General features: G+C 47.1%; 11 protein-coding genes and 2 tRNA genes. 9 read left to right on the top strand and 4 right to left on the bottom strand.

Features of this window, described 5'->3' with window-relative positions; all coding sequences use genetic code 11:
* Positions 1-82 precede the first annotated feature (82 nt).
* From gspH to O3276_RS05975, 8 genes are all read left to right on the top strand, one after another.
* Positions 83-586, top strand: a complete 504-nt coding sequence (gspH, locus tag O3276_RS06010) for a type II secretion system minor pseudopilin GspH (RefSeq protein ID WP_269674823.1) — start codon at positions 83-85, stop codon at positions 584-586.
* Between the two features lie 11 nt (positions 587-597).
* The gene (gene gspI, locus O3276_RS06005; protein ID WP_269674822.1) at positions 598-1,023 is read left to right on the top strand and encodes a type II secretion system minor pseudopilin GspI; all 426 of its coding nucleotides are present in this window, start codon (positions 598-600) and stop codon (positions 1,021-1,023) included.
* A gap of 38 nt (positions 1,024-1,061) precedes the next feature.
* Positions 1,062-1,805: a type II secretion system minor pseudopilin GspJ gene (gene gspJ / locus O3276_RS06000; protein ID WP_269674821.1), complete on the top strand. Its 744-nt coding sequence runs from the start codon at positions 1,062-1,064 to the stop codon at positions 1,803-1,805.
* On the top strand, positions 1,795-2,886 hold the full coding sequence (gspK, locus tag O3276_RS05995) for a type II secretion system minor pseudopilin GspK (RefSeq protein WP_269674820.1): 1,092 nt from the start codon (positions 1,795-1,797) through the stop codon (positions 2,884-2,886). The genes gspJ and gspK overlap by 11 nt, the downstream gene beginning before the upstream one ends.
* Positions 2,886-4,283 (top strand): type II secretion system protein GspL, encoded by a 1,398-nt coding sequence (gspL, locus tag O3276_RS05990; protein ID WP_269674819.1) that lies wholly within the window; start codon positions 2,886-2,888, stop codon positions 4,281-4,283. The genes gspK and gspL overlap by 1 nt, the downstream gene beginning before the upstream one ends.
* Positions 4,284-4,297: 14 nt before the next feature.
* On the top strand, positions 4,298-4,810 hold the full coding sequence (locus O3276_RS05985) for a type II secretion system protein M (protein ID WP_269674818.1): 513 nt from the start codon (positions 4,298-4,300) through the stop codon (positions 4,808-4,810).
* 150 nt (positions 4,811-4,960) lie between these two features.
* Positions 4,961-5,036: transfer RNA gene (locus O3276_RS05980), tRNA-Val, on the top strand.
* Between the two features lie 38 nt (positions 5,037-5,074).
* Positions 5,075-5,151: transfer RNA gene (locus tag O3276_RS05975), tRNA-Asp, on the top strand.
* A 155-nt stretch (positions 5,152-5,306) separates the two neighbouring features.
* On the opposite strand, the gene O3276_RS05970 is transcribed toward O3276_RS05975, so the two are convergent.
* From O3276_RS05970 to O3276_RS05955, 4 genes are all read right to left on the bottom strand, one after another.
* Positions 5,307-6,377 (bottom strand): hypothetical protein, encoded by a 1,071-nt coding sequence (locus O3276_RS05970; protein ID WP_269674817.1) that lies wholly within the window; start codon positions 6,375-6,377, stop codon positions 5,307-5,309.
* Positions 6,378-7,636: 1,259 nt separating this feature from the next.
* On the bottom strand, positions 7,637-8,872 hold the full coding sequence (gene arsJ, locus O3276_RS05965; protein ID WP_269674816.1) for an organoarsenical effux MFS transporter ArsJ: 1,236 nt from the start codon (positions 8,870-8,872) through the stop codon (positions 7,637-7,639).
* Complete coding sequence (locus O3276_RS05960) at positions 8,872-9,879, bottom strand: ArsJ-associated glyceraldehyde-3-phosphate dehydrogenase (RefSeq protein WP_269674815.1); 1,008 nt, start codon at positions 9,877-9,879, stop codon at positions 8,872-8,874. The genes arsJ and O3276_RS05960 overlap by 1 nt, the downstream gene beginning before the upstream one ends.
* Before the next feature lie 4 nt (positions 9,880-9,883).
* Entirely contained in the window at positions 9,884-10,222 is a 339-nt protein-coding gene (locus O3276_RS05955; RefSeq protein ID WP_269674814.1) for a metalloregulator ArsR/SmtB family transcription factor, read from the bottom strand.
* A 390-nt stretch (positions 10,223-10,612) separates the two neighbouring features.
* On the opposite strand from O3276_RS05955, the gene O3276_RS05950 reads away from it, so the two are divergent.
* On the top strand, positions 10,613-13,426 hold the full coding sequence (locus O3276_RS05950; protein ID WP_269674813.1) for a polyprenyl synthetase family protein: 2,814 nt from the start codon (positions 10,613-10,615) through the stop codon (positions 13,424-13,426).
* The last annotated feature ends 51 nt before the right edge of the window (positions 13,427-13,477 follow it).

The following is a 13,477-nucleotide window of genomic DNA, read 5'->3' as shown; positions in this document are numbered from 1 at the left end:
TACCCTCAATTTCTCGCAATCCTCGCTACGGACGCTTAAGTCCGACAGGCTCCAAGGTTTTATTGGCAAACAGGACAAGGAAATGGCATCACCTCAACAGCAAGGATTTACCCTGATCGAAATGCTGGTGGTGGTGGTCATCATTGGGGTTCTTCTGGGTATTACCCTGCTAAGCCCGATAACCGGCAGCATTCACAAGGTGGTGCAGAAAGAAGCGACACGATTGCAGGCATTATTTACCCAGGTTCGTGACAAAGCGCTGCTGGAAAATAGTCACTATGGCTTCTCAATTGATAACGAGGGGTATTACCGCTGGTGGGTATTACTGGCAGATACTCAGGAATGGGCTGAGTTGGCGCAATCGCCTTTTCAGCCCAGGTTACTGCCAGACACATTAAGCCTGAGCCTTGAGTCCAGTGAGAATTTCATGCCTTTTGATGTGGATGAACAGTATCCATCCGTTGTTTTCTATTCAGACTACCAGGTAACCCCCTTCAGGCTCGGCATTGTTCCGGTTGCCAACAGCAAACAGTCACTCTATCTGCGCACAGACGGATTGTCAGATATTGAATGGGTCAGGGAGTAACGGGCGTTGCTATGAGTTACAGGCTAAACCGGCGATTTCTAGCCAACAGAAACCAGAATCGATGTCAGGGTTTTACCTTGCTGGAAGTTATGGTGGCTCTGGCCGTATTTGCCCTGGCCGCTTCTATGCTGATTCTTTCTGATGGCAACAGCATTCGCCAGACCCGATACCAGAAGGAAAAAATACTGGCTTCGCAGATTGCCGACCACTATCTCAATACACTTTATGCCGAGGGGCGCTGGAGTGGTTCGGCAGTGAGGCCTCAAATTGAAAGCTATGCCGGTTTTCAGTGGTATGTTCGGGAAACATCCGCATCCACCGGGTCACCCGATTTCAGACAGGTGCAGGTCGAAGTATTTATCGGTGAGTCTGAACCAGAAAAAGGTGCTGTTCCCCTGGCAAGGTTATCTACCTGGCTGAGGAGGCCCCGGCAATAATGCTCAACAACCGTTTTTGCCTGGTTATGGGAAGACACTTGAGCATTGTTCAGGTAGCGGGTGGGTTTACTCTTCTCGAGTTAATGGTCGCTATCGTACTGTTCAGTATGATCAGTACGGCAGCCTATAAGTTGTTTATGTCAGTCACCCGTGCGCAGGAAGCAACGCAGTTGGTGCTGGATGACATGGATAAATTACAACGGGCCGACATCATTCTGGAAAAAGACGTGTTCCAAATAACCCGAAGACCGGTCAGGGATGAACAAGGCCTGCAGCAGCCTGCCTTGAAAGCACCGGGTCCGGGCAGGACGTTAATGGAGTTTACCCGTTCAGGATGGCAAAACCCCCTTAAGGCAGCACGAAGTACACTTCAGCGTGTGGCTTATGCAGTGGAGGGTCATCAGTTAATCCGTTATTACTGGCCTGCTTTGGACAGGGCACCGGAATCTACTCGTATTCGTCAGGTTGTGCTGTCTGGTGTGAACAGCATGAAAGTACGATTCCGCAATGATCACAAGGAATGGATAAACAGCTGGCCTCCAAAACAGAACCTTCAGTCAGCTGCCAATGTGGGACGCGCAGATCAAGTGCCAACGGCCGTGGAGCTGACCATTGTTCATGAGGTGATGGGATCCATGGTCACCGTGGTTCCGCTGATCACCTACAAACCTGATCAGGGAAATAAAGAGGGAGACCCATCTCAGGAGAACAGGAATAACGCGCCGGGTAACATACGGCCACAGCCCAGAGGCCGCTCCGGAGATAGTGTCGATGGTTATTGAGCCTGCTGAAAACCGTCTGCCAGTCAGGGCTTCGCCCGGTAAATTTCCATCATGCCACCAATCAGGGATTGCTCTTATTTATGTGCTGTTGATTTTTTTGCTGATCACAACGGTTGCTTCTGAGATTGTTATGAATCTCTGGCTGCACACTGAAAAGAACGCCCGATATCTGGAAAGAACCCAGGCAAAACACTATGCACTGGGCGTTGAACAGTACGTCGCATGGCTGCTGGAACAAGATTTTCAACAGGATAAAAAAAATAACCGAATGGTGGATCATGAAAATGAGCTGTGGAATGTTGAAACCATCAACTATGACGTAGAACAGGGCGTTATCGAATTACAGGTTCAGGATGAGCAGAGCCGGTTTAATTTGAACTGGCTTGCTGATGACAGTAAGCCCTCAGGTGAATCGCGGGCTGAAAGAGGTGGTTCACCGGCTGTGCAAATGTTTGAGAATCTGCTGACAGCGCAATCCATGGACCCGCAACTGGCTTACAACATAGCTCGCTGGATGAACAAAGAGCAGAAAAGTGTCTCAAGGGGAACGGAAGATCAGGTCTATCTATCCCTTGTTCCCCCAAGACGAACCGGACAGACTGAAATGACATCGGTCTCGGAATTGATATTAATTGATGGTTTTAATAACGAGGAAGTTGAAAAACTGTTGCCATATATTACGGTTATACCCAGATCATCAAAAATGAATATGAACACTGCCCTGCCAGAGGTTATCCGCTCGTTAAACAAGAATATCTCCGAGGGGGATGCCTTAATGATCATTAACCGCCGGGGTGAAGCCGGGTTATCCAATGTTGAAGAATTGAATCAGCTTGTCGCTCTATCTGGAAAGGCCGGAATTTTTAATGAGAGAAATCAAAATGAACGGGTGGTATTTGACAGTCAGTATTTCAGTGCCCGGATTAAGGCAACCTATAGAGAGACCACCTTTTACTTAAAAACGATTTTTTACCGAAGCAGTGAGGGGCATGTGCAGGTAATCGGCAGAGAAATTGGGCCGAGTCAATATTGGGTTCCTGCTCACAAGGCCGATTTAACAGGGAACTCAGGGGCTAATTAATGAAAAAAATGCTATTGGTTCGAATGCCTGCTCCAGTCAGCTCTGTTGATGCCAGTACCATTGTCCAGTGGGGGAAGTTTACATCGACAGGCTCTATGACCGGAGAACTTCATCTGACAGCGATTGATCAGCTCAGAGCAGCATGGTGTGCTGATGAGCCTGAAGATCGAGAGGACGTGGACCGTCTGCCAGATGAGGTGATTCTGCTCCTGGGAGGATCGCTTTGTTTGTATAAACACCTGACGATTAATGCTGGCCAGAAAAAGCACCTGGCAACCGCACTCCCTTATCTGGTGGAGGAGCATCTGGCCCAGGATATTGAAACCATGCATATTGTTCATGGTTTTCCTGACAGGGACTTGCAGGTTTCTGTTGCCGGTATTCCCCACTCAGCTCTACAGGCCTTGCTGGCCCTCTTTGAGGAACATCAGTTACCACTGACCAGCATCCTGGCCGACATGCAGTTTCTGAAGGCTGAGCCGGGATATACCTGCCTGATAATGGACAATGATGCGGTGATGATGGCCTCACCCGGTCGTGAAGGCGTTACCCTGAATTACGAAGCGCTCCCTTTCATATTTCCAGATCATCCCGATCATCAACTCCCTGATACTCTGGCCAGCTCTCTCGATAATACGGTTGCTGCAACAGTGGATGAGCTGCCCTCAAAAGTCAGATTGATGTTCTCTGACAATACGCTGGCGGTTACCGCAACCAGAATGGATGAAACATCCGGTTTGCTTGCTGAGCGTGGCTGGCTCGTCGATAAGGTACCGCTTAAGGGCTCAGTCTTTGAGTATTTTGCCGGGCACTATTTTACTGCAAGGCGCAACAATCAGCTGCTTGATTTCCGACAGGGGGCCTATCAGTGCCCGAGAAGAACCGGGCGATTTATCCGGCGCTGGTGGCCCCTGTTGGCTGCGGCTGGCTGCTGGCTGATTCTTGAGCTTGGACTGTCAGTTACAGAAGGTGTGATTTATCAGAATAAGTCGGAATCCCTCTGGAGGGATTCCATAAAAAACTACCTCTCGGTATTCCCCAGTGACCGACAAGCCCAGCAGGCACAGGCACGACAACAGATGTCTTTTAATGTAAAGCAAATAATGGAGCACCGCTTGCGTACTCGGGATACTCAAACCACCGAAACCCCTTTTCTATCCATGCTTCAGGTTCTTTCCCGTGTTTCTGGCACCATGGGCGACAAGGTAAAACTTGAACCCAGGCATCTGGATTTCAACGAGGCTACCGGTCAACTGGTCTATGAATTTGCAACCGGTGAGTTGGACACGGTGAACCAGCTTCTGGAAAAACTCAACACTTCCGGCTTACAAGGTAAGCTGGATAACGCTAACCAGGGTAAGTCCGGTGTGATTGCCAGAGTTACGATCAGGAGATGATTGGGGGGGGAACCATGCAAAAACTGAATCGCCTGCTCATGGCTAACCCGTACTGGCAGCACTGTAAATCCTGGTATGAAATGCGGCCTTCCGGAGATCGTAAAATACTCCAACTGCTTGTTACTCTGGTGTTTGCAGCACTCATCTATCTGCTGATTTGGGAGCCCGTAAGCCAATGGTCGAAGGCTCAGAAAAGCAACTATCACTATCAGCAGGAAATGAACACCTGGTTACACAATAATTTACCCAAAGCCCGTGACCTGCAGAAAAATCAACAAAGAGCTTCACCCCGTCAGGAACTCTCCTCCATAGCTGCCAATGTTGCCCAACAGGCAGGTATCACCCTGGGAAGAGTGCAGCCAGACCGCAAGGGCCTCTCGGTTTGGGTTGAAGATGCAGCCTACCAGAAACTGCTTAAATGGCTTGTGCTGCTGCAAACAAAGCATGGTGTTGCCATCCAGCAGGTGCGTATTGATCAGCTGAAAGAAGAAGGGCGGGTAAAGAGTTATATCCATCTGGGTGGCTGAACAAAGCAGTATAAGGTTTACCCTGAGTTTGATGCTTGTTATCCGACGCCCTTGTTGTTTGAAATTGTGGTTCGAGGATTGTTCAGATAAATACCGCAAAAAGGGATTGACACACTCTCTCGATTCGATATCATACCGGCCACAAGCGCAGGGTGATTAGCTCAGCTGGGAGAGCATCTGCCTTACAAGCAGAGGGTCGGCGGTTCGATCCCGTCATCACCCACCAGCTAGAAACTGGTTTCTTGAAACCAGAAACTAGATAGCGGACCGGTAGTTCAGTTGGTTAGAATGCCGGCCTGTCACGCCGGAGGTCGCGGGTTCGAGTCCCGTCCGGTCCGCCATAAACCTTAACCCTTACGATACCTGTCGTAAGGGTTTTGTCGTTTTAGAGTTTGCAAAAGAAAAAGCGGAAGAATTGACCCTTCGAGTTCTCCACTTTTTTGTCTTTCGATATTAGTACGTTTGTATAAAAATTTGCCGAAGTTCACACCGGTGGTTAGCAGGTGCTTTTCCAATAGGGTTCGGGGCTGGATTCAAAATGATCCCTGTGCTCGCCTCTTTTGGCCAATACATAACTGTGCCCGTGTGATTCGAATACTCTGATATTGGAAGCAGGAATTCCCGACTGGTTTAATAACCTTGAAAGTCTCTGTCCTTTGGTAATATTGCCATTACCTCTATCAACTCCCGCGATAGCAATAACCAGAAGCCCTCTGAGAGGAGCCAGCAGTTCATATATTTTCTGGAAGAACTCTTTTGCCTGCTCTTCATCCTGGCGGTCAAACTTCTCAATAAAGGGAATGTATATCTGGTCAAATGTCTTTGAAGCCTCAGTTTGTTGTGATTGATTATTATCGTTGACAGGGCTGTCATCCATCAGTTCACCCGGATCAGGTGTGATTACCTGCATTGCCCTGTCATTAATCCAGTCCGTCAGAAAGTTATCAAAAACCCAGCCATAGGTTGGGTGAGTGCTTATTTGATCCGGGAATAGTTGAGATTGATCTGAGGGGAAGGGAAGATTAAAAATAGAGCGAAACACGGGCTCTTCATCGTAGATACCATTTAAGTCATTTAGCCAGTCCCTTAAATCACCATAGTTTATATGGTCATCCTTACTCAATATTCCTTGTGGCCAGGGATCGGACGGCGGACTGTTCTTGATCATTGAGTAATTGTCGTGAAGCCCTGAGTTCTGTTCAATGCTGATGCTGGTGCCGGGCGTCACTCCGGCTGACATATCGGTGGCTGTTGAGCTAATACTTCCAGTGTCTTGAGTATCTATTTCGCTACAGGATAAACAGCCTGGAGTAGTATTTTCGTCAAGCTCGACTATTTGATAGTCGTTAAGTTCTTTGCTGTTAATTGAGGAGCTGTCGTGGGTAGTACAAGACGTTGAGAAATAAAGTGCTGCTGGTGAGGGTATCGGGTAAATGGGCAACTGTTGTTTTGCGGCGGCAATGTCAGACGGTGACATGTCAAGCTGATTTATCGAGTCGATGGGGCTCAACTCACCGGTCAGTAAAGATTTGGCGCTGCCTGTAATCAGGGCTATCAGAGGAATCATTTGTAATCGGTCGCTTCAGATGTTTGTGCAGATAAAACGGTAGCATGCTTACCAGTGGTCTTCTCTTGTTCTTGATCACTGGTATGCTTGAAAGCTTCATGGGAAGCACTCTGTAAAGCCTTCATTTTCAGGGACTGTTTCCGGGCTCGATAAGTAGCTTTCCCCTTTTCGGATTGTGTGTAAGCTCGTTTGGAAGCTTTCGCTCTTTCGGACTGTGAATAAGCCTTCTTGTAAGCCTTCCTTTTCAGAGATTGTTCCCAGGCTCGTTGGGTAGCTCTCCCTTTTTCGGAATGCCTGTAAGCTCGTCTGGAAGCTCTCCCTCTCTCGGACTGTGAGTAAGCCTTCTGGTAAGCCTTCCGCTTCGGGGTCTGTGAGTAAGCCTTCTGGTAAGCCTTTCCTTTCTCGGAATGTGCGTAAGCCTTCCGGTAAGCTCTGCGGCAAATCTTCCCCTTCTCAGAATTTTCCCAGGTTCGCTTCAAAGCCTTTCCTCTCTCGGAGTGTGACCAGGTCTTATAGTAAGCCTTCCGTTTCTCAGCCTGTTCGTTTGTCTTCCTTTTCCTGGCCCCGGTACAGGGGATCTCTTTCCCGGGCTGCGCGTTAGCCTTCCGGTCAGGCTTATCATGAGAGAGGGTCAGAGATTCACCAGAGCTGGAAGCAAAAGCGTTAAAATGCAACTCATTTCTTGCGGGAGGTATATTTTGTTGAAGCTGTTCACTATTTGTTCGAGGGGTGATTATGGAAACTGGCATTGCTCGCACGAAGCGAGGATCAACAAGATGTTGATTATTGGGTAATGGATCAGCAACTTCACAAGGATTGTGATGAATATTAATAGCTGAGGAGCTTTGAGAGTAAATAACCCTGACTGGCACTTTTTTAAAGCGGGAATCACTGAATGGATTATGTAGACTTGCACTACATGGAATCAAGTTGTTGAAATAATTACTGGGTTCAGTTTGACCAACGCGCAGCCCGAACACCAAACTATTTTGCTGTGGACAGGCTTTAAAAACCAATCCACTGCCTGACATAACAGACTCATACGATTTTTGAAATTCCGTATACAGTGAGTGTGAGGTTAAAAAGGGATTAGTCATTGAATTATAGAATTAAAGGTTTACAGCGTGAGACCACTCGTTCTTATAAAAGTTCCTCTCTAATACAATCTGGTCAATATCAAATTCTTCAAAAGCCAGCGCCTCATGAATGATGAAGACGCTGGTGGTTTGGGTTTCCCTGCTGTTGGGCAAACATCGGTGTTACGGATTATGATCCGGCATCGTCAGTGAAATGATTGCAGTGAGCATGATAAAGAGTGAAGAGATCCACAGGCAGGCTGCCAGTCCTCCCCATTGAAAAGCCAATCCCGAAAGCACGGTCCCGGTTAAACGCCCCATGGCGTTGGCCATGTAATAAAAGCCAACATCCATGGATGCGCCTTCTTCCCGGGCAAAAGAGACAATCAGGTAAGAGTGCAGCGAAGAGTTGATGGCGAAAACCCCACCAAAAATCAGTAGGCCGATAATCAGACTCAACTGGGGATACCACTGGCATGTGATCGCCAGTGCCAGCAGGACCGACACCAGTAATAGCGTTGCTGACCATAATGCCAGGGCGGTGCGACTCTGGACAGGCTGACTCTCAGTCCCGGTAATTTGGGGCGCAATCCCCTGAACCAGGCCATAACCAATCACCCATATAGCCATGAAACTCCCCGTTTCCACGTGGCTCCAGCCAAAAACGGCACTCAGGGAGACAGGAAGGGCGATGACAAACCATACGTCCCGGGAGGCAAAGAGAAAAAGGCGGGTCGCAGAGAGCGTATTGATGGCCTTGCTCTTGGAGAATATCTGGGTGAATTTGGGCTTGCTGCGGGCTTTGCCCAGGTCTTTTTGCAGCCATATCAGGCTGCCTGCCAGTACCAGGGTCAATACAGACGACATGGTCAGCATGGCACTCTGAAAGCCAATCAGACTGAGCAGGGCCCCGCCCAGAAAGAAACCTGCACCTTTCAGGGCATTTTTGGACCCCGTCAAAATGGCTATCCAGCGATAGAGTTTTCCTGCCTGCTGGCTACTGACCAGGGTTTTTATGGAGGTCTTCGCGCTCATCTTGTTCAGGTCCTTGGCGATGCCTGAAATCGCCTGGGCAAACATCACCAGAGGTATAGACAGGAACTGGGCAGGGACTGACAGCATCAGCAAAGCGATGATCTGCATAAACAGGCCGATATTCATGGTTCTGTTCAGACCGATTCGGGCACCCAGCCAGCCGCCAAGCAGGTTAGTGACTACCCCGAAGAACTCATAAAAGAGAAACAGCATGGCAATTTCCAAACCGGAATAACCCAGTGCATAGAAGTGGAGAACCACAAGCATGCGCAGGGCACCATCGGTCAGGGTGAAGTTCCAGTAGTTGAAGGTGATAAGCGCATAATTTCTTATCTGCTGTTGCCGGAACTGCCTGGTGTTTTCAACGTGGGTAGTCTCAGTCATCAGGCGTTCTCTCTGCCAACCTTGAGCGCCAGTTCGGCCGTACGACAAGCGTAGCCCATTTCATTATCGTACCAGGCATAAATTTTTACCATGCGCTGGTCAACCACCATGGTGGACAGTGCATCAATAATTGAAGAGCGCTGGTCGCCACGGTAATCGATGGAAACCAGGGGCCTCTCTTCATAACCGAGGATGCCGTTCAGTGAATCCCCGGCGGCGGATTTCAACAGCTGATTAACTTCCTCCGCTGAAGTATCCCGGGATACGTCAAACACCATATCAGTGATCGATGCATTCGCCAGCGGCACCCGGATAGCATGGCCATTCAACAGCCCCTTCAGATCAGGAAAAATCTGAGTGATGGCAGTGGCAGAACCGGTTGTTGTCGGGATCAGGGACATGCCACAGGCGCGGGCTCTTCTCAGGTCCTTATGGGGGGCATCCAGAATCGTCTGGGTATTGGTCAGGTCATGAACGGTGGTGATAGCGCCACGGGTAATGCCAAGGTTTTCGTGAATAACTTTAACAACAGGCGCTATGCAGTTGGTGGTGCATGAGGCGGCGGTGACAATGCGGTGCTGGCTGGCATCATAGAGATTATCATTTACCCCCATAACCACATTCAGAACACCTTCTTCCTTGACGGGGGCGGTGACGACCACTCGTTTAACGCCCTGCTCAAGATATTGGTTAAGTTTGGCTGTTGCCTTGTGAACACCTGTGGCATCGATCACCACATCACAATCCGACCAGTTTACGGCAGTGATCTCTTTTTCCTGAAAGCACTCAATACTCTGACCATTGATGACAATATGCCGGTCGTCCGATGAAATGGTTTCCTGCCAGGTACCTTGTACAGAGTCAAATTCCAGCAGGTGGGCCAGTGTCGCACTGTTCCCGGCCACGTCATTGATTTTGACGAACTCAATGTCCGGCCAGTGCCATGCGGCTCTCAGGGCAAGTCTGCCAATACGGCCGAAGCCATTGATACCAACTTTGATCGTCATTTTCTTACTCCTTAACAGGGCGGTCAGGCATGGATTCCAGCCGGTCGGTATCCTGCTGGTACTCACTTTTCAGACAGTTTGAGTGGCGCAGGCCGTCAACGATTTTGTTCATCCAGCCGGGCAGACCTTCTGCTACGGAATAGAAAATCCATTGATCTTTACGGCGGGTTTTTAACAAACCGTGATTTCGCATTTGTGCCAGATGTCGGGATATCTTGGGCTGTGGCTCATTCAGGGCAGATACCAGTTCATAGACACACAACTCACCTTGCCGGGCTATTAGCAGCAGGCAGCGGAGGCGAATTTCATCCGCCATCATTTTGAAGAACTCAGGGGGTAGCATCAAAATTGCTCAAACATGTGGATATGCGAATATTCGCATATATAGAGTAAAATGCAATCCTTAGTTGTTGTTTTTTGTGAGTGATCAAGTGTTAGGTTTCATTCAAGAGTGTTGCTCGGCGACCTGTGCAGATAATTTTCCGGAAAAATGCTGGACTGGAGTCATGTTGAAAATCGGAACGTTAGTATGTCTAACCGTATTGTTATTTGTTGCGGTAAATGGCTTTGATAAAATCCGCTCCCTACCATCCATTGATAACATTTTGATTCTCAACGAATTGAAATCAGGTTAACCATATTTGAATAAATCTTAATTATAAATCAAATGGTTATGTCATTCTGGTGGAAGAATATTATTACAATTACTGATTAAAACGGATAACATTTACTTATGATCTCTTGTGTTGGCAAAAGTGTAATTCCTGAAGCATCTTATCAGTCACCCACTTTAACTAATAAAGAAAAGAACAAAGTCTGTAATTATATTTCCAATAAAATAAATGAGTGGGAATATCCTCCTATATTTAAGTGTTTACGCTACAGGGATATTAAGTCTCATTTGTTATCAAAGTCTGAAAAAATATCCCAAAAGCTTGGGGTATCTAGCCCTGGGTTGAAAGATCAGATTGAAGAAATTTTTAACTCCATACCTAAAGGTATGGAAAATTTTGATACTAGGGATGGATTGTTTCACGGTCTTCTTTTAGGGCCAATACTGGATTTTATGGTCAGAGATGATGTTAATCCTGAGATATTGGCAAGAGCTAAAGAGCTATTCAATGATACCGATGATTCAGCACTACTTGAAACCCGGTATGAAGAATATGTTGAAAATAAATTTAAAGCAGACCCGCCAAGTGGTCTGTATGAGAATGGTGAACTACTGAATTCAGAGAAATTTTATACAAGCTATGAAAAGGTAGCCGCAGAGGTGGTGGATAAAATCATAGCTGATCACCCTGATGAAAAAATAAATTTTGCACTGGTAAAGTCAGTGATTGATGCCGTTAAAATGCCGGATGATAAGGTAACCACGAAAGCAATTAAACAGCTCCAGAAGGGTAACTTTGACATTAAATATTTTCGTGATTTCAAGGTTTATCAAAAACAAGTCTGTCAAAATGTAGTTGATCAATTCATCTTTGAGTTTCTTGGTGGGAAAAATCCTGATCCAACTGATCAAACGACGGATTTATTCATTCAACGCGTGTACTTAATGGTAATGGGCCTGGCATCTCATGATTTTGAAAGCCTGAAAATTCTACAAACTGGTGAGGATGAAAAATTACTCGCACTATCAATTGATCAAAAATCATGGTTGCGGTTTAACCTGAAAAAAATACTATGCTCTATTCCTGAAGACATTATGAGGCAAGGAGCGGCCGATCAGATTGTGCGCACAACATTTGGTGTGGCCATCAATAGTTTGTGGAATATACCCCGGGATACCAGCAGTGAAGTCATCGTTGAGCGTTTTTTCAAGGCAGCTCAGAAAGGCCTGCTGCTGGGTATGGCTTATGCCTTAGTTGATGGCCTTTTGGATATTAAAAATAATTCTGGTGAGATGTATACCCAGGAGAAAAAAAATGAGGTATTTGATTTCATACGAAACTTATTGTCAGGCAAATCAATAGATAGAGACGCCATACCTTTGCGTAAAATGGCTTTTGGAAAAATTGCACTGGAGTTATATAAACACATTAATGCTATGCCGCCAGAGGAGCGAAGGCCCGTCCAGATAGCCCTGCTAGTGCTTTTGGAAGGCCAGATTCGAGATGAAAAACTGGGGCAGATGACCAATGTTACACTCAGGGATATTTTGATCAGTATGGCCATTAAAGGGGGGACTACCTATTTATCCGGTTATTTAATGGGAGGTCAACCTTATCGTGACGAAGATCTGCAAGCATTTATGGCGTCAGGGTTGTTCGGGCAAATGAGTGATGACTTCTTTGATTGCAGAAAAGATCAGGATGAAGGCGTTGGCACTTTATTCACCCTGGCTAGGCGGTGTGAGATTAATCCGCTGGAGATCTTTTTATTGGTGATCAGCCATCTGGCCGAGCGCTCTAAGGATAATCCTTATAAGATGGAAGCTATCGGTGAGGCTGTCTATCGTACGGTAGCTGATCGTGCAGAGACCTTAAATGTGCTTTACGATCTTTACCATTTGGAGGAGAACTGGAATCAGGATTATTTTGAGTACCTCTGCCGTATTGCCGAGAAAAGTATGGCCAGTGGTGCCTCCCGCTCTCACTATACATTTTTTGCCAACGTGCAGAGAGAGTGTGAGAAATGGCATCCTCGTAATCGGGATCTGGCCACTTTTCAAATGGATGTTATAGACCCGGTCAACGAGGAAGTGCTGTTATCCAATCTGGACAACAATCCGCTTGTGGATACTGCCAATTACAGTTTGAACGCAGGCGGCAAACGTTTACGACCAATCCTTGTAATGGTTATGGCGAGTATCTATAAGATCGAACCCGCCAGGGCTATGCCACTGGCGGCAGCGATTGAACGGTTGCACACAGCATCCTTGATTCTTGATGACCTGCCAGCCCAGGATGACGCCAATACCCGACGGGGAAAACCCACCGCCCATAAAAAATACCCGGAGTGGAATGCCCAACTGGCTGTCATTGAGCTGATTATGTCTGCGATAGAAGCCTGCACCAATGGGTTGCTTTTACAAGGGTTTGACGCTGATATTGTCAACAAAGTTGTGTATTACAGTGCAAGCAAGTCGAGACGGTTAAATCTGGGGCAGGCACATGATCTTGAATTATCCAATAATCCAAACCAGACAGTGAGCGATGCTGAATACCTTCAGCGGCTGGATGAAATTGCCGCGTTGAAAACCGGTGCCGCCATTGATCTCAGCATTGTCCCTGTGGCAATGCTGGCTCAAGCTGACGAATCAACCATTCAGGGGTTGCAAGATTTCTCTCGCAGGCTGGGAATCTTATACCAGGTGGTTGATGATATTCTTGATTATTCCAGCACCCCTGATCAGCTCGGAAAAGATACCCAGTTAGACGCAAAAAATGGTCTGAAAACCAGTGTTGATATCCTTGGTATTGATAAGGCAAAAGCCCGTATGAGTGAAATGGCCAGGGAAATTCGACAAGACCATTCTGCATTACTGAAACAGTCTAAAGCGCTCCGGGATATTGTTGATTTTATTGTAACCCGGAAAAAATAAACGTCATTCAATCGCGAAGAATCATGTGATTGTGTCTTTTTTTCAACAGCT

Source organism: Endozoicomonas sp. GU-1 (assembly GCF_027366395.1).
GTDB lineage: Bacteria > Pseudomonadota > Gammaproteobacteria > Pseudomonadales > Endozoicomonadaceae > Endozoicomonas.
Note: the sequence above shows the minus strand (reverse complement) of the source record. Positions and strands in the feature narration are given on the sequence as shown.

Bases quoted from the DNA above. Each gene is read 5' to 3' on its own strand.
- O3276_RS05950 (WP_269674813.1), top strand. From the start codon at position 10,613: ATGATCTCTTGTGTTGGCAAAAGTGTAATTCCTGAAGCATCTTATCAG.
- O3276_RS05955 (WP_269674814.1), bottom strand. From the start codon at position 10,222: ATGCTACCCCCTGAGTTCTTCAAAATGATGGCGGATGAAATTCGCCTC.
- gspK (WP_269674820.1), top strand. From the start codon at position 1,795: ATGGTTATTGAGCCTGCTGAAAACCGTCTGCCAGTCAGGGCTTCGCCC.
- gspH (WP_269674823.1), top strand. From the start codon at position 83: ATGGCATCACCTCAACAGCAAGGATTTACCCTGATCGAAATGCTGGTG.
- O3276_RS05970 (WP_269674817.1), bottom strand. From the start codon at position 6,377: ATGATTCCTCTGATAGCCCTGATTACAGGCAGCGCCAAATCTTTACTG.
- O3276_RS05985 (WP_269674818.1), top strand. From the start codon at position 4,298: ATGCAAAAACTGAATCGCCTGCTCATGGCTAACCCGTACTGGCAGCAC.
- O3276_RS05960 (WP_269674815.1), bottom strand. From the start codon at position 9,879: ATGACGATCAAAGTTGGTATCAATGGCTTCGGCCGTATTGGCAGACTT.
- gspL (WP_269674819.1), top strand. From the start codon at position 2,886: ATGAAAAAAATGCTATTGGTTCGAATGCCTGCTCCAGTCAGCTCTGTT.
- arsJ (WP_269674816.1), bottom strand. From the start codon at position 8,872: ATGACTGAGACTACCCACGTTGAAAACACCAGGCAGTTCCGGCAACAG.
- gspI (WP_269674822.1), top strand. From the start codon at position 598: ATGAGTTACAGGCTAAACCGGCGATTTCTAGCCAACAGAAACCAGAAT.